This is a genomic window from Pseudomonas sp. SK3(2021), from assembly GCF_016772375.1.
Classification (GTDB): Bacteria; Pseudomonadota; Gammaproteobacteria; order Pseudomonadales; family Pseudomonadaceae; genus Aquipseudomonas; species Aquipseudomonas chlororaphis_I.
Window position 1 is genome coordinate 5297935 of the sequence record NZ_CP061943.1, and the last position, 21458, is coordinate 5319392.

The 21458-nt window shown below is 61.3% G+C and carries 23 protein-coding genes; 14 read left to right on the forward strand and 9 right to left on the reverse strand.

Annotated elements, in window-relative coordinates:
* Positions 1-120 precede the first annotated feature (120 nt).
* From metG to IF690_RS23330, 8 genes are all read left to right on the forward strand, one after another.
* The gene (gene metG / locus IF690_RS23295; RefSeq protein WP_202697551.1) at positions 121-2172 is read left to right on the forward strand and encodes a methionine--tRNA ligase; all 2052 of its coding nucleotides are present in this window, start codon (positions 121-123) and stop codon (positions 2170-2172) included.
* A gap of 132 nt (positions 2173-2304) precedes the next feature.
* Positions 2305-2892, forward strand: a complete 588-nt coding sequence (locus tag IF690_RS23300; RefSeq protein WP_202697552.1) for an Rnf-Nqr domain containing protein — start codon at positions 2305-2307, stop codon at positions 2890-2892.
* On the forward strand, positions 2889-4109 hold the full coding sequence (rsxB, locus tag IF690_RS23305) for an electron transport complex subunit RsxB (protein ID WP_202697553.1): 1221 nt from the start codon (positions 2889-2891) through the stop codon (positions 4107-4109). The genes IF690_RS23300 and rsxB overlap by 4 nt, the downstream gene beginning before the upstream one ends.
* Positions 4096-5088 carry an RnfABCDGE type electron transport complex subunit D gene (locus IF690_RS23310; protein WP_202697554.1) on the forward strand — a complete coding sequence of 331 codons (993 nt, stop codon included), beginning with the start codon at positions 4096-4098 and terminating at the stop codon, positions 5086-5088. Before rsxB ends, IF690_RS23310 begins: the two co-directional genes overlap by 14 nt.
* Entirely contained in the window at positions 5085-5696 is a 612-nt protein-coding gene (locus tag IF690_RS23315) for an RnfABCDGE type electron transport complex subunit G (RefSeq protein ID WP_202697555.1), read from the forward strand. Before IF690_RS23310 ends, IF690_RS23315 begins: the two co-directional genes overlap by 4 nt.
* Positions 5689-6285: an Rnf-Nqr domain containing protein gene (locus IF690_RS23320; protein ID WP_202697556.1), complete on the forward strand. Its 597-nt coding sequence runs from the start codon at positions 5689-5691 to the stop codon at positions 6283-6285. Before IF690_RS23315 ends, IF690_RS23320 begins: the two co-directional genes overlap by 8 nt.
* 7 nt (positions 6286-6292) lie before the next feature.
* Positions 6293-6931, forward strand: coding sequence for an endonuclease III (nth, locus tag IF690_RS23325; RefSeq protein WP_007922445.1), 639 nt, complete (start codon positions 6293-6295; stop codon positions 6929-6931).
* A 107-nt stretch (positions 6932-7038) separates the two neighbouring features.
* Positions 7039-7218, forward strand: coding sequence for a PA3496 family putative envelope integrity protein (locus IF690_RS23330; RefSeq protein ID WP_007922443.1), 180 nt, complete (start codon positions 7039-7041; stop codon positions 7216-7218).
* A 174-nt stretch (positions 7219-7392) separates the two neighbouring features.
* On the opposite strand, the gene IF690_RS23335 is transcribed toward IF690_RS23330, so the two are convergent.
* From IF690_RS23335 to IF690_RS23345, 3 genes are all read right to left on the reverse strand, one after another.
* Positions 7393-8019 carry a response regulator transcription factor gene (locus tag IF690_RS23335; protein ID WP_101338943.1) on the reverse strand — a complete coding sequence of 209 codons (627 nt, stop codon included), beginning with the start codon at positions 8017-8019 and terminating at the stop codon, positions 7393-7395.
* Positions 8020-8365: 346 nt separating this feature from the next.
* On the reverse strand, positions 8366-9583 hold the full coding sequence (locus tag IF690_RS23340) for an argininosuccinate synthase (RefSeq protein ID WP_009050550.1): 1218 nt from the start codon (positions 9581-9583) through the stop codon (positions 8366-8368).
* A gap of 129 nt (positions 9584-9712) precedes the next feature.
* Complete coding sequence (locus IF690_RS23345) at positions 9713-10621, reverse strand: flagellar protein MotY (RefSeq protein ID WP_009050551.1); 909 nt, start codon at positions 10619-10621, stop codon at positions 9713-9715.
* Between the two features lie 156 nt (positions 10622-10777).
* Here IF690_RS23345 and pyrC point away from each other — a divergent pair, with 156 nt between their 5' ends.
* Together pyrC and rnt are read left to right on the forward strand one after the other, a co-directional pair.
* Positions 10778-11824 carry a dihydroorotase gene (gene pyrC / locus IF690_RS23350; RefSeq protein ID WP_202697557.1) on the forward strand — a complete coding sequence of 349 codons (1047 nt, stop codon included), beginning with the start codon at positions 10778-10780 and terminating at the stop codon, positions 11822-11824.
* Positions 11821-12495: a ribonuclease T gene (rnt, locus tag IF690_RS23355; protein WP_009050553.1), complete on the forward strand. Its 675-nt coding sequence runs from the start codon at positions 11821-11823 to the stop codon at positions 12493-12495. Before pyrC ends, rnt begins: the two co-directional genes overlap by 4 nt.
* A 70-nt stretch (positions 12496-12565) precedes the next feature.
* Here the strand turns inward: rnt and IF690_RS23360 are convergent, their stop codons facing one another.
* Entirely contained in the window at positions 12566-13168 is a 603-nt protein-coding gene (locus IF690_RS23360; RefSeq protein ID WP_007922432.1) for a peroxiredoxin, read from the reverse strand.
* A gap of 326 nt (positions 13169-13494) precedes the next feature.
* Here IF690_RS23360 and IF690_RS23365 point away from each other — a divergent pair, with 326 nt between their 5' ends.
* Positions 13495-13713, forward strand: a complete 219-nt coding sequence (locus IF690_RS23365) for a bacterioferritin-associated ferredoxin (protein WP_202697558.1) — start codon at positions 13495-13497, stop codon at positions 13711-13713.
* Between the two features lie 201 nt (positions 13714-13914).
* Positions 13915-14388, forward strand: coding sequence for a bacterioferritin (bfr, locus tag IF690_RS23370; RefSeq protein ID WP_202697559.1), 474 nt, complete (start codon positions 13915-13917; stop codon positions 14386-14388).
* A gap of 120 nt (positions 14389-14508) precedes the next feature.
* On the opposite strand, the gene grxD is transcribed toward bfr, so the two are convergent.
* The 3 genes from grxD to plzR form a co-directional block, all read right to left on the reverse strand.
* Positions 14509-14847, reverse strand: a complete 339-nt coding sequence (gene grxD / locus IF690_RS23375) for a Grx4 family monothiol glutaredoxin (protein WP_007922425.1) — start codon at positions 14845-14847, stop codon at positions 14509-14511.
* A 96-nt stretch (positions 14848-14943) separates the two neighbouring features.
* Entirely contained in the window at positions 14944-17052 is a 2109-nt protein-coding gene (locus tag IF690_RS23380; RefSeq protein ID WP_202697560.1) for a molybdopterin oxidoreductase family protein, read from the reverse strand.
* Positions 17053-17178: 126 nt separating this feature from the next.
* Complete coding sequence (plzR, locus tag IF690_RS23385; protein ID WP_202701698.1) at positions 17179-17469, reverse strand: PlzR type 4 pili assembly inhibitor; 291 nt, start codon at positions 17467-17469, stop codon at positions 17179-17181.
* A gap of 506 nt (positions 17470-17975) precedes the next feature.
* On the opposite strand from plzR, the gene argF reads away from it, so the two are divergent.
* Both argF and IF690_RS23395 read left to right on the forward strand, forming a co-directional pair.
* Entirely contained in the window at positions 17976-18896 is a 921-nt protein-coding gene (gene argF / locus IF690_RS23390; RefSeq protein WP_202697561.1) for an ornithine carbamoyltransferase, read from the forward strand.
* Positions 18893-20002: an ABC transporter ATP-binding protein gene (locus IF690_RS23395; RefSeq protein ID WP_202697562.1), complete on the forward strand. Its 1110-nt coding sequence runs from the start codon at positions 18893-18895 to the stop codon at positions 20000-20002. The genes argF and IF690_RS23395 overlap by 4 nt, the downstream gene beginning before the upstream one ends.
* 43 nt (positions 20003-20045) lie before the next feature.
* Here the strand turns inward: IF690_RS23395 and IF690_RS23400 are convergent, their stop codons facing one another.
* Both IF690_RS23400 and ybaK read right to left on the reverse strand, forming a co-directional pair.
* A complete protein-coding gene (locus IF690_RS23400; protein ID WP_038576249.1) occupies positions 20046-20828 on the reverse strand; it encodes a PhzF family phenazine biosynthesis protein in 783 nt (260 codons plus the stop codon).
* Between the two features lie 115 nt (positions 20829-20943).
* Positions 20944-21414 (reverse strand): Cys-tRNA(Pro) deacylase, encoded by a 471-nt coding sequence (gene ybaK / locus IF690_RS23405; protein ID WP_202697563.1) that lies wholly within the window; start codon positions 21412-21414, stop codon positions 20944-20946.
* Positions 21415-21458 lie beyond the last annotated feature (44 nt).

A 21458-nucleotide genomic window follows, 5' to 3' on the forward strand; every position in this document is an offset into this window, starting at 1 on the left:
AGCTCGTCCTTCACCACCAACCCTGGCACCCGCGCCACCCGGAAACCGGCCTGAAGGGTGAAAAATATGCGCCGGCGCTTTATAGTGGCCGACCTCCGTTTCATCAAGTAGCCGAGCCCCATGTCCGAGCCACGCAAGATCCTCGTCACCAGCGCCCTGCCCTATGCCAATGGTTCGATCCACCTCGGCCATATGCTGGAATATATCCAGACCGATATGTGGGTGCGCTTCCAGAAGCACCGCGGCAACCAATGCATTTATGTCTGCGCCGACGACGCTCACGGCTCGGCCATCATGCTGCGCGCGGAAAAGGAAGGCATCACCCCGGAACAATTGATCGCCAACGTCCAGGCTGAACACAGCGCCGACTTTGCCGACTTCCTGGTGGACTTCGACAACTTCCACTCGACCCACGCCGAAGAAAACCGTGAGCTGTCGAGCCAGATCTACCTGAAGCTGCGCGACGCCGGGCACATCGCCACGCGCTCGATCACTCAGTATTTCGACCCGGAAAAACAAATGTTCCTGGCCGACCGCTTCATCAAGGGCACCTGCCCGAAATGCGGCACCGAGGACCAGTACGGCGACAACTGCGAAAAATGCGGCGCCACCTACGCCCCGACCGACCTGAAGGATCCGAAGTCGGCGATTTCCGGCGCCACCCCGGTGCTCAAGGATTCCCAGCACTTCTTCTTCAAGCTGCCGGACTTCCAGCAGATGCTGCAGGAGTGGACCCGCAGCGGCACCCTTCAGGATGCCGTGGCGAACAAGATCGCCGAATGGCTGGATGTCGGCCTGCAGCAGTGGGACATCTCCCGCGACGCACCGTATTTCGGCTTCGAGATCCCCGACGAGCCGGGCAAGTACTTCTACGTCTGGCTGGACGCGCCGATCGGCTACATGGCCAGCTTCAAGAACCTGTGCAACCGCACGCCGGAGCTGGACTTCGACGCGTTCTGGGGCAAAGACTCGACGGCCGAGCTGTACCACTTCATCGGCAAGGACATCGTCAACTTCCACGCGCTGTTCTGGCCAGCCATGCTCGAAGGCGCCGGCTACCGCAAGCCGACCGGCATCAACGTGCACGGCTACCTGACCGTCAACGGCCAGAAGATGTCCAAGTCCCGCGGCACCTTCATCAAGGCCCGGACCTACCTCGACCACCTGTCGCCGGAATACCTGCGTTACTACTACGCGGCCAAGCTGGGCCGTGGCGTCGACGACCTGGACCTGAACCTCGAAGACTTCGTGCAGAAGGTCAACTCCGACCTGGTGGGCAAGGTGGTGAACATCGCCAGCCGCTGCGCCGGCTTCATCCACAAAGGCAACGCCGGTGTGCTGGTGGACCAGAACGCCGCGCCGGAGCTGACCGACGCGTTCCTCGCGGCCGCGCCAAGCATTGCCGACGCCTACGAGGCCCGCGACTTCGCCCGCGCCATGCGTGAAACCATGGCCCTGGCCGACCGCGCCAACGCCTGGATCGCCGACAAGGCGCCATGGTCGTTGAACAAGCAGGAAGGCAAGCAGGATGAAGTCCAGGCCATCTGCGCCACGGGCATCAACCTGTTCCGCCAACTGGTGATCTTCCTCAAGCCGGTGCTGCCGCTGCTGGCCGCCGATGCCGAGGCGTTCCTCAACGTCGCCCCGCTGACCTGGAACGACCACCAGAACCTGCTGAGCAACCATCAGCTGAACGAATTCAAGCCGCTGATGACGCGGATCGACCCAGTGAAAGTACAAGCCATGACCGACGCCTCGAAAGAAGACCTGACCGCCAGCCAGACCGATACCGGTGAAGCCAAGCCTGCGGGCAACGGCGAGCTGGCCAAGGATCCGCTGTCGCCGGAAATCGACTTCGACACGTTCGCCGCCGTCGACCTGCGCGTGGCCCTGATCGTCAAGGCCGAGCATGTGGAAGGCGCCGACAAGCTGCTGCGCCTGACCCTGGATATCGGTGACGAGCAACGCAACGTGTTCTCCGGCATCAAGAGCGCCTACCCGGACCCATCCAAGCTCGACGGTCGCCTGACCATGATGATCGCCAACCTCAAGCCACGGAAAATGAAATTCGGTATTTCCGAAGGCATGGTGATGGCGGCCGGCCCTGGCGGCGAAGAGATCTACCTGCTGAGCCCGGACAGCGGCGCCAAGCCGGGTCAGCGGATCAAGTAAATCCGCCCGAGGGATCGATCCCCCCGTCGCGCCGCTGCGTGACGGGGGGATTTTCATATCTGGATGGGCCTGCGCCCTTGCCGGATAATTGCCTAGTCTTCAGGTATCCGCCCGCCCTCACCGGCCACGAACATGACCGAGATTGTCCTCACGCTCATCAGCGCAGCCCTGATCAACAACTTCGTGTTGCAGTGGCCGCTGGGCGTCGATCCGCTGTTGCAGGCCAGTACCGGGCCGCAGGTGGCCCGGCGGCGGATCCATGCCCTGGGGATCGCCACCAGTTGCCTGATGCTGCTCTGCAGCCTGCTGGGTCATGGACTGTATCAGGCCCTGCTGGTGCCGCTGGGCCTGACCGCACTGCAACTGTTCGTGTTCCTGCCGTTGGGCGTGCTGCTGATCGCACCGCTGCTCAAGCTGCTGACCCGGACGCTGCCCGGACTGCCGTTCGAAGGCCTCTGGCCGCTGCTGCTGGGCAATGCCGGCGTGCTCGGCGCCTTGCTGCTGGCAGTCCAGGCCAACCGGGGAATCGGTCATAGCCTCGCCCTGGGCCTGGGCGCGGGCCTCGGTTTCTGGCTGGTACTGAGCCTGTTCAGCGACCTGCGCCAGCGCATTCTCAACAACGATGTGCCCCTGCCCTTTCGCGGCCTGCCGATCGACCTGATCGGCGCCGGCCTGATGGCCGTGGCATTTCTCGGTTTCAACGGACTGCTCAACCCATGAGTCTGATTCAACGCATCGACGCCCTGCTACCGCAGACCCAATGCGGCAAGTGCGGCCACCCCGGATGCAGGCCCTACGCCGAAGGCATCGCCAACGGCGAGGCGATCAACAAGTGCCCGCCCGGTGGCGACGAAACCATCGCCGGCCTGGCCAGGTTGCTGAATGTCCCGGTCGTGGAGCTGGACATCAGCCGCGGCCCGGCGCCGGCCCAGGTGGCCTTTATCCGCGAAGCCGAATGCATCGGCTGCACCAAGTGCATCCAGGCCTGCCCGGTGGATGCCATAGTCGGCGCGGCCAAGCAGATGCACACGGTGCTGATCGACGAATGCACCGGCTGCGATCTCTGCGTGGCGCCGTGCCCGGTGGACTGCATCGAGATGCACCCGCTGCCGCTGAATGATGTATTGCCGATCGTCGGCGGCCTGGCCTCCAGTCTCGAAGAACTGCGCGCCCGGACAGCCAAGCGCGATCACGCGCGCCAGCGCTTCGAGCGTCGCAACGCCCGGCTGCAACGCGAAGAACAGCACAAGCAGGCCGAACGGACTGCCCGCGCGCAACGTGCCGCGCAGCCCAGCGAAACCACCCTCAACCCCGTGCAGGCCGCCATCGAGCGGGTACGCGCGCAAAAGGCGGCCGCCGCCGATGCCGCGGTGAAAAAAGCCAAGATCGATCTGGCGATGAGCCGGGCCCAGTTGAACAAATCGCTGAAAGCCTTCGGCCATCCGCCGACCTTCGAGCAACAGTCGCAACTGATCGTCCTGCAGCGTCAATTCGAGGCCGCCGAGCAGGCTCTTGCCCAGCTCGAAGGTGCTGCCCAAAGCACTGTCGAAACCGCAGCGTCAGCGCCTCCCGCCAAAGACGCCGAACTCAAGCGCGCAAAAATCCAGCTGGCGATGCGCCGTGCGGAACTGAAAAAAGCCCAGGACAGCCAGGCGTCTGCCGAACAGCTGGCCAGCCTGGAGCAGGCACTGAAAGACGCAGAACAGGCCTTGCACTCGGCTGAAGAAGCCAGCGCAAAGCCGGCCCCCAATCTGGTACGAGTCGAGAAGCGCCCGATCGACGCCCGCCTGCGGCAACTGAAAACCGAACTGGCTTACGCTCGAGCAGAAGTCAGCAAACTGGAACGCCACGGCGACACCCCGCCGCCGCTGTTGGCCAAGGCCCGCGAACGGCTGGCCGAAGCCGAGCGCCAGGTACAAGCCCATGACGCCCCTTGAGCAACCGGACGAACGCCTGCAACAAGCCATGAAGCGTGTGCTGGTAGCGACCCTGCCGGGGCTGCTGGCTCTCTTCTGGCTGTTTGGCTGGGGAATTCTGATCAACTTGCTGCTGGCCTGTGCCACCGCCCTTGCCGTCGAAGCCGTGGTACTGCGATTGCGCCAGTGGCCGTTGCGCCCCTTCCTTGGCGACGGCAGCGCCCTGGTCAGCGCCACCCTGCTGGCCCTGGCCTTGCCGCCATACTGCCCGTGGTGGCTGACGGTCAGTGCGACGGCCTGTGCCTTGCTGTTCGGCAAGCACCTGTATGGCGGCGTCGGCAAGAATCCGTTCAATCCGGCGATGCTCGGTTATGCCCTGGTACTCGTCTCTTTCCCGCAGCAGATGACTCATTGGCCGACCTCCCATGGCCTGGACCTGCTGGGCGGCCTGCAGCAGATCTTCGGGATCACCGACAACACGGCACCCGATGCCTGGGCCCAGGCCACGGCACTCGACAGCCTGCGTATCAACAAGAGCCTGACCATCGATGAACTGTTCGCCAGCAATGCCGCCTTCGGCCATTTCGGCGGCAAGGGCGTGGAGTGGGTCAACCTGGCCTTTCTCGCCGGTGGCGTCCTTTTGCTGCAGCAGCGGGTATTCAGCTGGCACGCCCCGGCCGGCATGCTCGGCAGCCTGTTCATCATCAGCCTGCTGTGCTGGAACGGTTCCGGGTCGGACTCACATGGCTCGCCGTTTTTCCACCAGCTGACCGGCGCAACCATGCTGGGCGCCTTTTTCATCGTCACCGAGCCGATCTCCGGCCCCAGGAGCGCGAAGGCACGCCTGTTGTTCGGGGTCGGGGTCGGGCTGCTGACCTACCTGATCCGGACCTGGGGCGGTTACCCGGATGGCGTCGCCTTCGCGGTACTGCTGATGAACCTCGCCGTCCCCGCCCTGGAGCGCCTGGCTGCTCCGCCTCCCGAGCCTTCCCTGCCATGAACCGCGCAATGAGTCTGGGGCTGTTGGCATTGCTGGCGGCTGTCGGGGCCACCGGCACTTTCTTCGTCCATCAGGCCACGGCTCCCCGCATCGAACGCGAACAACGCGCCATCCAGGCACGCAACCTGCTGGAAATCCTGCCCGCCAGCAGCTACGACAATCAGCCGCTGGATCAGCCCTTGGCCGTCGATAACATCCCGCTCAGCCACAGCACCCTGCTCGGCGGTTATCGCGCCACTCGCAACGGCCAGCCCAGCGCCGTACTGCTGCGCAGCCAGGTCAGCGGTTATGGCGGCCCGGTCGAGCTGCTGATCGGCATCGCCGCCAACGGCAAACTGCTGGGTAGCAAGGCCCTCAGGCATTCGGAAACGCCCGGGCTGGGCGCGCGCATCGCCGAGCGCCCGAATGCCTGGCTGCAAGGTTTTATCGGCAAGTCGCTGGGCAACCCGGGCGACGCCGGCTGGGCGCTGAAAAAGGACAATGGCCAATTCGACCAGATGACCGGGGCCACCATCACCTCACGGGCGGTGGTCGAGGGGATTCACGACAGCCTGCGTTACTTCGACGAGCACCGTGAACAACTGCTGGGAAGCCCCGCCGATGAATAAATCCTCGACCCTGCGGAACGCCCTGATGCTGGCGCCGCTGATCGGCGCCAGCGACTCCCTGGTCAAGGCCCTGGGCCTGGCCCTGGTATTTCTCTGCGTGAGCTGCGTGTTCGGCCTGGGCATGAATGCCCTGCGCCCACGCCTGGCTGGCCAGGGCCGCCTGGGCGCCAGTATCCTGCTCAGCGCCACGCTCACCAGTTGTGCCATGCTGGCCGCGCAGGCCTGGGCATTCGAACTGCAACAACAATTGGCCCTCTACCTGGGGCTGATTGCCGTGCAATGCGTAGTGCTGGAGTACCAGGATTTTTTCCAGCGTCCCGGGCGCTTGCGTTTCGCCGGCCTGTTCTGCCTGCTGCTGATTATCCTGGGCACACTGCGCGAAGCCTTCGGCAGTGGCTCGATCGGCAATCATCTGCAATGGCTGCTAGGGATGAACGACATCGATTGGCCAGGCTGGGTTCTGGCCGCCCAGGGCGGCTTGCACCTGCTTACACTCGCCCCTGGCGGTTTTATCCTGCTGGGGCTGCTGCTGGCCGCCAGGCAAGCCTGGGTTGCCGCGACCTCACACCGACCGCCTTCAAGGAAATGACTCACCCATGAATGCCGCAAAACGCCTGGAAATTTTCCGCAGGCTGCACGAAGACAATCCGGAACCGAAAACCGAACTGGCCTATTCGTCGCCCTTCGAGCTGCTGATCGCCGTGATTCTTTCGGCCCAGTCCACCGATGTCGGGGTCAACAAGGCGACGGCCAAGCTCTTCCCGGTGGCCAATACACCGGCCGCCATCTATGCGCTTGGCGTCGAAGGGCTGTCCGAGTACATCAAGACCATCGGCCTGTACAACAGCAAGGCCAAAAACGTGATCGAAACCTGCCGTCTGCTGGTGGAGCGGCACAACAGCGAAGTCCCACAGACCCGCGAAGAACTCGAAGCCCTGCCAGGCGTCGGCAGGAAGACCGCCAACGTGGTGCTCAATACCGCCTTCCGCCAACTGACCATGGCCGTCGATACGCACATCTTCCGGGTCAGCAACCGCACGGGGCTGGCCCCCGGGAAGAATGTCGTGGAAGTCGAAAAAAAGCTGATGAAGTTCGTGCCCAAGGAGTATCTGCTCGACTCCCATCACTGGCTGATCCTCCATGGCCGCTACGTGTGCCTGGCCCGCAAGCCGCGCTGTGGAAGCTGCCGGATCGAGGACCTGTGCGAATACAAGCACAAGACCTCCGACGATTGAGCAAGCATTGATTTTGATGATAGGTCGATTGAAAAAATCTTTTTTACCAGTCCCGAGAATATCGATATAAGGAGCGCCAATGGCAGTCTTAGCCTGGAGTTAACCTTATGAGTACTGGTAAAGAACAACTGGACGTAGAAGACGACTTCACCCCTGTTGAAACAGAAGATGCAGAGCCTGTGGTAGAGGTGGCCAAGACTAACTTGAGCAAACGTCGGACCATCGACAACCTTCTGGAAGAGCGGCGTTTGCAAAAGCAATTGGCCGATTACGACTTTGATCTTTAGTAACAAAAAAGCCTCCTTTTACGGAGGCTTTTTTGTTACACCGGCTAACACTCCAAGTCGCTTTTTCAAACCAGGCCATGCGCGGCCGATGGATCCAACATCATCGACAGACCGGCAAGCCCACAACGCAATGAGGCTCGTAAAAGCCACTGTTTTCCCCTCTCGCTTCAACCTTCATGCCAACTGATGGCGCTTGGCAAACTCGATCAGGTCCACCAGCGAGCGAGCGTTGAGTTTTCCCAGCAGCCGCCTTTTGTAGGTACTCACCGTTTTACTGCTCAAGCACAGGCCCTCGGCAATCTCCTTGTTGGTCTGCCCACCGGCGAGTTGCTTCAAGACCATCAGTTCCCGCCCGGACAGGCTGGACAACATCCCCTCCTCGCTGGCGATGCCCAGGCTCGAGCGCAGGGTATGCAAGGCTTCGTTGGGAAAGTAACTGTAGCCAGCCAGGACTGCCCTGACGGCGCTGATCAATTCAGTGATGTCCTGCTGCTTGCACACATAGCCTGCAGCGCCGGCCTGCATGCAACGCATGGAGAAAGGACCAGGTACTTGCAGGCTCAATACCAGCACTTTGGTCGACATGGCTTTTGACGAAAGTCTGGCGATAACTTCCAGGCCATCGAGTTTGGGAATACCAATATCAAGAATAAGGATGTCTGGAACATGTTCATAAGACAGTTTCAGGGCATCCATGCCATTGTCCGCCTCGGCAACTACTTCAAAACCGTGCCGTTCCATCAGCATGCGCACAGCCAGACGAGTGACGGGATGATCATCTACGATCAAAACTTTCTTCATGGGTAAGTCCAGAGTCCGCTATTGGTTTTTCAAGCAAACACCATAACCCAGTCATTTGGCCCGTGGCATGGCCACGCCCCGAGCCAGCATCGCCCCGAGAAGTTCCTTACAAACAATACGGATTTGCCCTACAAGGAAAACTTGAACGTCGCTCCTTATATATAAACACCTCCGGATCCCCTACATTTTGTATTGAAAAGAACATAGGGAAAGATAGTCGAGAAGCCATTGAAACAATGTCCTCTGTAAACTTGAGTCATGGCCTCAAGCTACCCGTCGATCGATTAATCATCAGGTATAAAAAAGCCCCGCTCATGGCGGGGCTCCTTTAAAACGACTCAAGGCATCAGAACAGAGTCCGTCCCTTGTTGGCCGCGATACGCATGCGCAGGGCATTGAGCTTGATGAAACCAGCCGCATCCGCCTGGTTGTAGGCGCCGCCGTCTTCTTCGAAGGTCGCGATGTTGGCATCGAACAGCGACTCATCGGACTTGCGACCGGTGACGATCACATTGCCCTTGTACAGCTTCAGGCGAACCACGCCGTTCACGTGGACCTGGGAAGCATCGATCATCTGTTGCAGCATCAGGCGCTCTGGGCTCCACCAGTAGCCGGTGTAGATCAGGCTGGCGTACTTGGGCATCAGCTCGTCTTTCAGGTGAGCCACTTCGCGATCCAGGGTGATCGATTCGATCGCCCGGTGAGCGCGCAGCATGATGGTGCCGCCCGGGGTTTCGTAGCAGCCGCGGGACTTCATGCCGACATAGCGGTTTTCCACGATGTCCAGACGACCGATGCCGTTTTCACCGCCGATGCGGTTCAGGGTCGCCAGCACGGTGGCCGGGGTCATCTCGACGCCGTCGATCGCCACGATGTCGCCGTTGCGATAGGTCAGCTCGATGTAGGTCGGGGTGTTGGGAGCCTTCTCCGGGGAGACGGTCCAGCGCCACATGTCTTCTTCGTGCTCGGTCCAGGTGTCTTCCAGCACACCGCCTTCATAGGAGATGTGCAGCAGGTTGGCATCCATCGAGTACGGGGATTTCTTCTTGCCGTGACGCTCGATCGGGATCGCGTGCTTCTCGGCGTAGTCCATCAATTTCTCACGGGACAGCAGGTCCCACTCGCGCCACGGAGCGATCACTTTTACGCCTGGCTTCAAGGCGTAGGCGCCCAGTTCGAAACGAACCTGGTCATTGCCCTTGCCGGTAGCGCCATGGGAAATGGCGTCGGCGCCGGTTTCGTTGGCGATCTCGATCAGGCGCTTGGCGATCAACGGACGAGCGATGGAGGTACCCAACAGGTACTCACCTTCGTAAACGGTGTTGGCGCGGAACATCGGGAAAACGAAATCGCGGACGAACTCTTCGCGCAGATCGTCGATGTAGATCTCTTTCACGCCCATGGCTTGCGCCTTGGCACGTGCAGGTTCGACCTCTTCGCCCTGACCCAGGTCAGCGGTGAACGTCACCACTTCACAGTTATAAGTATCCTGCAGCCACTTGAGGATCACCGAAGTGTCCAGGCCGCCGGAATACGCCAGAACGACCTTGTTTACGTCCGCCATGCCATCACTCCACGGGGTTCTACGGAAAGCCAGCAAGTCTACCGATCAACGCGGATAATTTACAGAGGCGCGACAGCTTATGACGACGAAGCGACAGATTATGTCGAGTGCGCGACGACGGCAGCCGTTTCAGGAAGTCGCCGCGGCGTTGGCGGGAGCAGCAGCCTGGGGTGCCGGTTTTTCCGCGACCGGGACGCGTTGCAACTGTACGTTGACCCGACGATTCTTCGCCCGGTTCGCCGCGTTGGTGTTGGGCGCCAATGGATAGCGCTCACCGTGGAAACGCATCTCGATCTGCGATTCGGGAATGCCGTTGGCCTTGAAGAACTCCATCACCGCCAGCGCCCGGCGCCGCGACAGGTCACGGTTGGTCAAGCGGTTGCCGCTGTTGTCCGAGTGGCCGTCGAGCTGGATGTGATTGACCGTCGGATCGGCCTTGAGGAACTCCAGCATCACCTGCAACTTGGCCTTGGCCTTGGCATCCAGATCGATTCCGCCCCCGGGGAAGCCGACCTCGGATTGCCTGACCTGGTCGAAGTTCTGCGGCAACAACTTGGCGACACAACGTTGATAGTCGCCATACGCCTTGCTGAACTTGACCGGCAACAAGCGCACCTCGGACACCCCGCCCTCACGGGAATAGTGACGAACCACCGGGCTGCGCCCATCCATCAATCCACCGATCAGCCGCCCGGCCTGCAGTTGCGAGCTGTTGAACAAAACATCGCCGCTGCCGAGCCGCACCGAACCCAGGTTGATGTCGCCCCGGCCCGGCTGCCACGGCGCGGCCGCCGCGAGCAGCGTGGCCGAACCGCCAGCGAGCATCGGGTTGTAGGCCTTGAGGCGGAAGGTCGCCTGCTCGCCGGCACGGCGCACGAACTCCCCGGAACCGAAATCGGTGATCGGCTGGCTCAGACGGCACTCGAATTTATCGCCTTCGACCGTCCACTCAATGCTCTCCAGACGGGTCTGGAAAGTCAGCGCCATCGCGGGAAGACTGGCGAACACACTGAGCAAGGCTAGATAACGCTGGCGCACGGGAGGCTCCACTGACTTGTACATCACGAAAATCGAAATGCCTGTTTACGGCATACCTTCGGGATATCGGAAGCTTCACGCAAAACTTGATAGCGAGTGCCTGGAAGAGTCTTTTCCGGTAGCATTCACTGGAGTTTGACCCGCCTGGAATCCCCAATGTCCGACCGCCTGACCCTGCTGCGTCCCGACGACTGGCATATTCATCTTCGCGATGGTGCCGTGTTGACCAATACTGTCGCGGATGTCGCGCGCACCTTTGGCCGCGCCATCATCATGCCTAACCTGGTACCTCCGGTGCGCAACGCCGCTGAAGCCGACGCCTATCGCCAGCGCATTCTCGCTGCGCGGCCGGCCGGCAGCCGCTTCGAGCCGCTGATGGTGCTCTACCTTACCGATCGCACCCAGCCCGAAGAAATTCGCGCGGCCAAGGCCAGTGGTTTCGTCCATGCCGCCAAGCTCTACCCGGCCGGGGCGACCACCAACTCGGACTCGGGCGTCACCAGCATCGACAAGATCTTCCCGGCGCTGGAGGCCATGGCCGAAGTCGGCCTGCCGCTGCTGATCCACGGTGAAGTTACCCGCGGTGAGATCGACGTGTTCGACCGCGAGAAGCTGTTCATCGACGAGCACATGCGCCGCGTCGTCGAGCGCTTCCCGACGCTCAAGGTGGTGTTCGAACACATCACCACCCGTGACGCCGTGCAGTTCGTCAACGAGGCCTCGGCCAACGTCGGCGCGACCATCACCGCCCATCACCTGCTGTACAACCGCAATCACATGCTGGTCGGCGGGATTCGCCCGCACTTCTATTGCCTGCCGATTCTCAAGCGCAACGTGCACCAGGAAGCGCTCCTCGACGCCGCCGCCAGCGGCAGCCAGAAGTTCTTCCTCGGCACCGACTCCGCGCCCCATGCCCAGCACGCCAAAGAAGCGGCCTGCGGCTGTGCCGGCTGCTACACCGCCTATGCCGCGATCGAGCTGTACGCCGAAGCCTTCGAACAGCGCAACGCGCTGGACAAGCTGGAAGCCTTCGCCAGCCTCAACGGCCCGCGCTTCTATGGCCTGCCGGCCAACACCGATCGCATCACCCTGGTTCGTGAAGAATGGACCGCCCCTGCCAGCCTGCCATTCGGCGAGCTGACCGTCATCCCGCTGCGCGCCGGTGAAAAACTGCGCTGGCGCCTGCTGGAGGAACACGCGTGAGTGAAGACCATTTCGACGACGAGCAGGACGGTCACAATGGTGGTGGCTCGCGTCATCCAATGGCGGCACGCTTTCGTGGTTACCTGCCGGTAGTCGTCGACGTTGAAACCGGTGGTTTCAACTCGGCCACCGACGCCTTGCTGGAAATTGCCGCGACCATCATCGGCATGGACGAAAAGGGCTTCGTGTTCCCCGAGCACACCCTGTTTTTCCGCGTAGAGCCTTTCGAAGGCGCCAACATCGAAGCCGCGGCGCTGGAGTTCACCGGGATCAAGCTCGACCATCCGCTGCGCATGGCCGTCAGTGAAGAAACCGCGCTGAACGATATCTTCCGCAGCGTGCGCAAGGCGCTGAAAGCCAACGGCTGCAAACGCGCGATCCTGGTCGGGCACAACAGCAGCTTCGACCTGGGCTTCCTCAACGCGGCTGTCGCGCGCCTGGACATGAAGCGCAACCCGTTTCACCCGTTCTCCAGCTTCGACACCGCAACGCTTGCCGGCCTGGCCTATGGCCAAACCGTGCTGGCCAAGGCGTGCCAGGCTGCCGACATCGACTTCGACGGCCGTGAGGCGCACTCCGCCCGCTACGACACCGAGAAGACTGCCGACCTGTTCTGCGGCATCGTCAATCGCTGGAAGGAAATGGGCGGCTGGGAAGACTTCAACGACTGATACCGTCGCTGATCGACCGCGCATAAAAAAACCGGCCCTGAGGCCGGTTTTTTTATGCGTGAAGCGCGGCTTACAGCTTGCCGGCATTCTCGCTCAGGTAAGCGGCAACGCCTTCTGGCGAAGCGGTCATACCCTTGTCGCCCTTCTTCCAGTTGGCCGGGCAGACTTCGCCGTGCTCTTCGTGGAACTGCAGAGCATCGACCAGACGGATCAGCTCTTCCATGTTACGGCCCAGCGGCAGGTCGTTGACGATCTGCGAACGCACGACGCCTTTGTCGTCGATCAGGAACGCGCCACGGAAAGCCACGCCGCCTTCGGACTCAACGTCGTAGGCCTTGGCGATGTCGTGCTTCATGTCGGCAGCCATGATGTACTGAACCTGACCGATGCCGCCGGCATTGATCGGGGTGTTGCGCCAGGCGTTGTGGGTGAAGTGCGAGTCGATCGAAACAGCGATCACTTCAACGTTGCGTGCCTTGAAGTCAGCCATGCGGTGGTCCAGGGCGATCAGCTCGGACGGGCAGACGAAGGTGAAGTCCAGCGGGTAGAAGAACACCAGGCCGTATTTGCCTTTGATGGCCGAGGACAGGGTGAAGCTATCGACGATTTCGCCATTGCCGAGAACGGCGGGAACGGTGAAGTCAGGGGCTTGTTTGCCTACGAGTACGCTCATTGGATATCTCCTGGTGTGATCGAATGAAGAATGAGATCCAGCCTAGTCTGCCGCCGCCAAGCGACAGCCCTGTGACTCGATCCCGCTTCGTAAGGACCGCACATCATACACCGCGTTTTTGAGCTGTCCTTAGTGGTTTTTCCATCCCTGGTGTTCAGTCCGCAAAAAAACAGCCCTGCTGGACAACGCGTCGTCCGCGGTAGAAAAAACCGTTCGTCTGCCAGATGCGTATCTGGCAAAAAGCCCTAGGAAACCACTTTGACAATCATTCTCGTTAACATTAAGATCCGTCGCATTGAGCCCTAACCAGCGACGGTTCTCACCTTATGTATGTCTGCCTCTGCACTGGCGTCACCGACGGACAAATCCGCGATGCAATCTACGACGGTTGCTGCAGCTATCGTGAAGTACGCCAGACGACCGGCGTTGCCAGTCAATGTGGCAAATGTGCCTGCCTCGCCAAGCAGGTGGTACGTGACACCCTGACCGAACTGCAAAGCAGCCAGCCAGCGATTCCTTACCCAGTAGAATTTAATGTTGCGTAATTAACGCCATTTAAAAAAGCCGGACTTCGTGTCCGGCTTTTTTATGCCTGTAATTCAATCGCTTAGCGTCAAAACGCGGAACACAAACATTCTTATTCCGATTAATTTTCATATATTATTCAATAACTTAGGTTTGACACTAATCATTGTGCGGCTCAGACTCCGCCTTATATACCGCTAATTACAGGGCAGGACCCCATCATGAAAGGCGACGTCACAGTCATCCAGCATCTCAACAAGATCCTTGCCAATGAACTGATCGCGATCAATCAGTATTTCCTGCATGCACGCATGTATGAAGACTGGGGCCTGAACAAGCTGGGCAAGCACGAATACCACGAGTCCATCGATGAGATGAAGCATGCGGACAAGTTGATCAAGCGCATCCTCTTCCTCGAAGGCCTGCCGAACGTCCAGGACCTCGGCAAGCTGCACATCGGCGAACACACCAAGGAAATGCTCGAGTGCGACCTGCACATCGAGCGTACCGGCCACACCGACCTGAAAGCCGCCATCGCCCATTGCGAATCGGTTGGCGACTTCGGTAGCCGCGAGCTGCTGGAAGACATCCTGGAATCGGAAGAAGAACATATCGACTGGTTGGAAACCCAACTGGGCCTGATCGATAAAGTCGGCCTGGAAAACTACCTGCAATCGCAGATGGGCGACGAGTAACTCCTCTCAAGGTTCAGCCCACAAAAAAGCCCCGCCTCTCTCACGAGGGCGGGGCTTTTTATTCGTGGACAAATCCACGCAGCCTGCAGGAGCGAACTTGTCGCCCCTGCAAGGGGCAAATCAGGCTTCGGTCTTGGCAGCGGCTTTTTCAGCGGCGGCCTTGATCAGGGTCTGCAACTCACCATTGGCGAACATCTCGGCCATGATGTCGCTGCCGCCGACCAGTTCACCGGCTACCCACAGTTGCGGAAAAGTAGGCCAGTTGGCGTATTTAGGCAGGTTGGCGCGGATTTCCGGGTTCTGCAGGATGTCCACGTAAGCGAACTTCTCACCACACCCCATCACAGCCTGAGCGGCTTTCGCGGAGAAACCGCACTGCGGGGCATTCGGCGAGCCTTTCATGTAAAGCAGAATGGTGTTGTTGGCAATCTGCTCTTTAATAGTTTCGATGATATCCATGGAGCACCTCGGCTGAACTTTCCGACTCTGTTGTCGACACGGTGGCGCATTGTAACGGAAAGCCGAGCACCATGCTCGGCCTCTCCGACAGACTCCTCAGGCCGCCTCCACCTTTACCGGCACGCCATTGAGCGCAGCATTGCCCGATAGCTCGTCCAACTGACGCTCATCGGTCAGGTCATTGGCACTCGACCCGGGCTGGGCCATGGCGATGCTCATCTGCACCCCTGGCCGACCATGCCCCCAGCCATGGGGCAGGCTGACCACCCCGGGCATCATCTCGCTGCTGCCCAGGACTTCCACCTCGATCGCCCCGACCCGCGAACTGACCCGCACACGCTGCCCGTCAGCCAGCCCCCGACGGGCCAGATCATCGGGATTCATCAATAACTGGTGCCGTGGCTTGCCCTTCACCAACCGATGGTAGTTGTGCATCCACGAATTATTGCTGCGCACATGGCGCCGACCGATCATCACCAACTCATCGGCCGCCGGCGCCTGCAACGCGGCAAAACGCTCGAGGTCCGCCATGATCGCCGCGGGAGCGGCCTGCACCCGTCGGTTCTCGGTTTTCAGGCGCGTCGCCAGATTGGGCTTGAGCGGCCCCAGGTCGATCCCGTGGGGATGATCGGCCAGCGTCGCCACCGACAGGTTGAATTCGGACGCCTCGCCATACCGCCCTGCGCGCAGCCCCCTATCGATCATCTGCGCCGGCGGCACAGTCGGCTTGAGCTCCTTGCCGGTCCGTGCGGCAAAGGCCCTGGCCAGGCCGACGAAGATTTCCCAGTCATGCAACGCCCCTTCCGGCTTGGGCAGGATCGCCCGATTGAAGCGGCTGACATTACGCACCGCGAACATATTGAAGGTGGTGTCGTAGTGATCGTTCTCCAGGGCTGAGGTCGATGGCAGGATCAGGTCCGCATAACGGGTGGTTTCGTTGATGTACAGGTCGATACTGAGCATGAACTCCAGGCCATCCAGCGCCTGCTCCAGCTGCCGTCCGTTGGGGGTGGAGAGCACCGGATTGCCCGCCACCGTGATCAGCGCCCGCACCTGCCCCTCTCCTTTGGTCAGCATCTCCTCGGCCAGGGCCGAGACCGGCAACTCGCCGCCATATTCGGGGCGCCCGGAAACCCGGCTCTGCCAGGCGTTGAAGTGCCCACCCGAAGTCGCCGCCACCAGATCCACCGCCGGCTCGGTGCACAGGGCACCACCGACCCGGTCCAGGTTGCCGGTCACCAGGTTGAGCAGTTGCACCAGCCAATGACAGAGGGTGCCGAACGACTGGGTGGACACGCCCATCCGGCCATAACACACAGCCCTGTCCGCTGCGGCGAAGTCGCGCGCCAACTGGCGGATCTGCTGCGCCGGCACCGAACACAAAGGGCTCATGGCTTCGGCACTGAAGCGGGAAATGGCCTCACGCACCTCGGCCAGGCCGTCCACCAGCAGATGACTGTCGCGCGTCAGCCCTTGCGCGAAGATCGTATGCAGCATGCCGAACAGCAACGCCACATCACCACCGGGACGGACAAACACATGCTGGTCGGCCATGGCCGCCGTCTCACTGAGCCGCGGGTCGACCACCACCACTTTGCCGCCGCGCGCCTGGATCGCCTTCAAACGCTTTTCCACATCCGGCACGGTCATGATGCTGCCATTGGACGCCAGCGGATTGCCGCCCAGGATCAGCATGAAATCGGTGTTATCGATATCCGGGATCGGCAGCAACAGCCCATGGCCATACATCAGGTAGCTGCTCAGGTGATGCGGTAATTGGTCCACCGAGGTGGCGGAAAAGCGGTTCTGGGTTTTCAGCAGGCCGAGGAAATAGTTGCTGTGGGTCATCAACCCATAGTTGTGCACGCTGGGATTGCCCTGATAGACCGCCACCGCATTGTTGCCATGCCGCTCCTGGATCGCCGCCAGGCGCTCGGCCACCAGGTCGAAGGCCTCGTCCCACTCGATCGCCTGCCAATCGCTGCCGACCCTGCGCATCGGCTGGCGCAGCCGGTCCGGGTCGTTCTGGATATCCTGCAGCGCCACCGCCTTGGGGCAGATATGGCCGCGACTGAAGCTGTCCTGGGCGTCGCCCCTGATCGAGGTGATCCGCGGGCCGGCGCCGTCGATTTCGGTGGTTTCGATGGTCAAGCCGCAGATGGCTTCACACAGGTGGCAGGCACGGTGATGGAGAGTCTTGGTCATGGCCAGTCTCTATTTTATTCGGGGCGGCCAGCGTCAGGCCGCGGGAACAAAACTATGGCGCCAGACCGGCATCAGCGCCAGGGACGTTCGCCTCGTGAATCGGCAAGCATCAAGCCAGCCGATGACTCAGTTGGAGGGCAGCCTCGGAGAATCGTCCTGCCGGGCGATCGGTGTCATGCCGTCAATCGGCGCCTCGCTGGCCTGCCCGCTGAATTCGGCGAGCAGCCGCCAGTGCTCATCGAGATTGCTGCTGATGGTCATCATGCGATCGATCATCTGTCGCGCGGCGTTGCGCGTCGTGCTGTCGTCACTGCGCAGCAACTCGAAGGACATCGAGGTGATCGATGCCGTCAGGTCGGTCAGGGTCCGCGTCGTCAACCCCAACAGTGTCTTCAGCTGCTGTTCTTTCAAGTCCATTCCAAGCACTTCCCTGTTGCCGGTGCGCATTTATAACCCCAGCCCTCTGCCTTAGGAAATGTTTCTGCCGATATCCCCTGCCGCGAGCCGTTCCATTTCCCGCCACGCTCAAAGTACCCAGGAGCCGAGCAGAGAAAACCCCAGCCCGCGCCAGCCAGATGCCTGATAGCGGCATGCGCCACGAGGCGCGTTGCCAAGCGGCCGAGGCGCAGTGTACAAATGCTGCTGCGGACCTACGCAAAGTGGATCGACTCCACATCCGACTGGCCCATCTGAACATGCTGTAAAACACCACGAATGGCCCACTTTTTCGGCCCAGACCACTCGCTGCAAGTGGTGAAGGCCCTAGAAACCAAGCCTGCTATTGGTAAGACGCGACATTTAATTATAAGATCGCGCCTTCCCCTATTTCGTCGCCCCGTGCGGCTTTCGCCGCAGGTCTCGCCCGTTTCTCGATAAAACAAGGCTTTGAGTATCTGCGGTCTGTTGCAAAAAGGTAGTTAATGATGAGCGCAAGGCACTTTCTCTCCCTGATGGATTGCACGCCCGAAGAGCTGGTCAGCGTGATTCGTCGAGGCATCGAGCTGAAGGACCTGCGTAACCGCGGCGTACTCTTCGAGCCCCTGAAAAACCGCGTTCTCGGGATGATTTTCGAGAAGTCGTCTACCCGCACCCGCCTGTCCTTCGAGGCCGGCATGATCCAGCTCGGCGGCCAGGCAATCTTCCTGTCCCCGCGCGACACCCAGCTGGGTCGCGGCGAGCCGATCAGCGACTGCGCCATCGTCATGTCGCGCATGCTCGACGCGGTGATGATCCGTACCTTTGCCCACCGCACCCTGACCGAGTTTGCGGCCAATTCCCGCGTACCGGTGATCAACGGCCTGTCCGACGACCTGCACCCGTGCCAGCTGCTGGCCGACATGCAAACCTTCCTCGAACACCGCGGCTCGATCCAGGGCAAGACCGTGGCCTGGATCGGCGACGGCAACAACATGTGCAACAGTTATATAGAAGCGGCGATCCAGTTCGACTTCCAACTGCGCATCGCCTGCCCCGAAGGCTACGACCCCAACCCTGAGTTCGTCGCCCGGGCCGGCGACCGGGTGAGCATTGTGCGCGATCCGAAAGACGCGGTGATCGGCGCCCACCTGGTGAGCACCGACGTCTGGACCTCCATGGGCCAGGAAGAAGAAACCGCCGAGCGCCTCAAGCAGTTCGCGCCGTTCCAGGTCAATCGCGCGCTGCTCGACCTGGCCGCCGCAGACGTGCTGTTCATGCACTGCCTGCCTGCCCACCGTGGCGAAGAGATCAGCCTCGACCTGCTGGACGATCCGCGCTCCGTGGCGTGGGACCAGGCAGAAAACCGTCTCCACGCGCAAAAAGCCCTGCTCGAGTTTCTGGTCGAGCCGGCGTACCACCACGCATGAGCCAGCCATTACTGCTTAACCTGCGCAATCTCGCCTGCGGCTACCAGGACCAACGGGTCGTGCAGAACCTCAACCTGCACCTCAATGCCGGCGATATCGGTTGCCTGCTCGGGTCCTCGGGCTGCGGCAAGACCACCACCCTGCGCGCGATTGCCGGCTTCGAGCCAGTGCACGAAGGTGAAATCCAGCTGGCCGGCGAAACCATTTCCAGCGCCGGCTTCACCCTGGCGCCGGAGCGCCGCCGGATCGGCATGGTGTTCCAGGACTACGCCCTGTTCCCGCACCTGAGCGTGGCGGACAACATTGCCTTCGGCATCCGCAAGCACCCGCAGAAAAACCGGGTGGTCGAGGAGCTGCTGGAACTGGTCAACCTGAAGAACCTCGGCAAGCGCTTCCCCCACGAGCTGTCCGGCGGCCAGCAGCAGCGCGTCGCACTGGCCCGGGCACTGGCGCCGGAACCGCAGTTGCTGCTGCTCGATGAACCCTTCTCCAACCTCGATGGCGAACTGCGTCGCAAGCTCAGCCACGAAGTGCGCGACATCCTCAAGGCACGGGGCACCAGTGCGATTCTGGTGACCCACGACCAGGAAGAAGCCTTCGCCGTCAGCGATCACGTCGGCGTGTTCAAGGAGGGCCGCCTGGAGCAATGGGATACGCCGTACAACCTCTATCACGAACCGCTGACGCCGTTCGTGGCGAGTTTTATCGGCCAGGGTTATTTCATTCGCGGCCAGCTGGACAGCCCGGAATCGGTGCAGACCGAGCTCGGCGTGCTGCGCGGCAACCGTGCCTACACCTGGCCGCTCGGCGGCGCGGTGGATGTGCTGCTACGCCCGGACGATATCGTTTATGCGCCGGACAGCGCACTCAAGGCGCGGATCGTCGGCAAGAGTTTCCAGGGCGCATCGACCCTGTACCGCCTGCAACTGCCAACCGGCAGCCAGCTGGAATCGATCTTCCCGAGCCACGCCGACCATCAGGTCGGCGCTGACGTGGGAATCCGCGTAGCCGCCGAACACCTGGTGCTGTTCCAGGCCTCCGGCAGCACCGCGGCGCAGCTCCCACAGTCTGAATCGGGCGTTCGTCGCTACAGCGGCGCCCACTGATCAAGCGGGCAGCGCAGGCGCCGGCCAACCGGCGCCTGCGGCTTCAGTCCAGAACAAGCTTGCCACTGGCCACCAGCGTCGCCTGGCCGCCAATCTTCACCCGCTTCCCCTCCAGCCGACAGAACAACGCCCCTCCGCGCTTCGAGCATTGATAAGCCGTCAGGCTCGCCTTATCCAGGCGTTCGGCCCAGTACGGAATCAGGGCGCAATGGGTCGACCCGGTGACCGGGTCTTCATTGATGCCAATGGCCGGCGCGAAATAGCGCGAGACAAAATCATGCCGACTGCCCCGCGCGGTAACGATCGCACCAGGCCAAGGCAGCTTGGCCAGCGCCGCCATGTCCGGCTGACAATCGAGCACTGCTTGCTCGGACTCCAGCACCACGAACAACTCATTGGCCCCCAGCAAGGCCACGACCCTGGAACCCAAAGCACGCGCCACCTGTTCATGGCCATCGATTTCGCGTGGTACACGAACCGGGAAATCCAGCCAAAGCTGCGCACCTTCGCGACTGACGCTCAAGGAGCCCGATCGGCAGATGAAATCGATACGCGCCCCCGGCTCGCCATACACCTCGAACAGCACATGGGCGCTGGCGAGGGTGGCATGGCCGCACAAGGCGACTTCGGTGGTCGGAGTAAACCAGCGGATGCGCCAGCCTTGAGGCTCACGCACGACAAAAGCGGTCTCCGCCAGGTTGTGCTCGGCGGCGATGCTCTGCATCAACTCATCAGCCGGCCAGGCCTCCAGTCGATAGACCATCGCCGGATTGCCGCTGAACGGGCGATCGCTGAACGCGTCGACCTGATGAAACTCAAGCTGCATAACATTCTCCTTGAACATGCCGCGCAAGCATGGGGCCGCCCATCCAGGCGCCAACAGCCACAGAGAAGGTTATTTTTCGCCATACAGCGCCGCTGCTTTATCGGCGCACTGGCGGTCAGTCGCGACCGATATCGGCGAATGTCGCCTGGGTGTGCGCGGCCAACACGGCAGCCGAGAGCTCAACCTCAAGCCCTCGCCGACCGGCGCTGACGAAGATGCTGGCAAAGGGTTGCGCACTGTTGTCGATAAAGGTGCGCAGGCGCTTTTTCTGGCCCAGCGGGCTGATCCCGCCCAGCAGATAACCGGTTGCTCGTTGCGCGGCAGCCGGGTCGGCCATCTCGGTTTTTTTCACCCCAGCGGCGTGTGCCAGGGCCTTGAGGTCGAGACTTCCGACGACCGGCACCACGGCCACCAGCAATTCGCCCTTTTCACTGCTGGCCAACAGCGTCTTGAACACCTGCGCCGGATCGAGGCCGAGCTTTTCCGCTGCCTCCAGACCATAGGAGGCCGCCTTCGGGTCGTGTTCATAACTGTGCACCCGATGTTCGGCGCGAACTTTTTTCAGCAGATCCAGTGCAGGGGTCATGGCAACTCCATAAGCAGGGAAAAGAACAGAAACAGTGCCGGCGA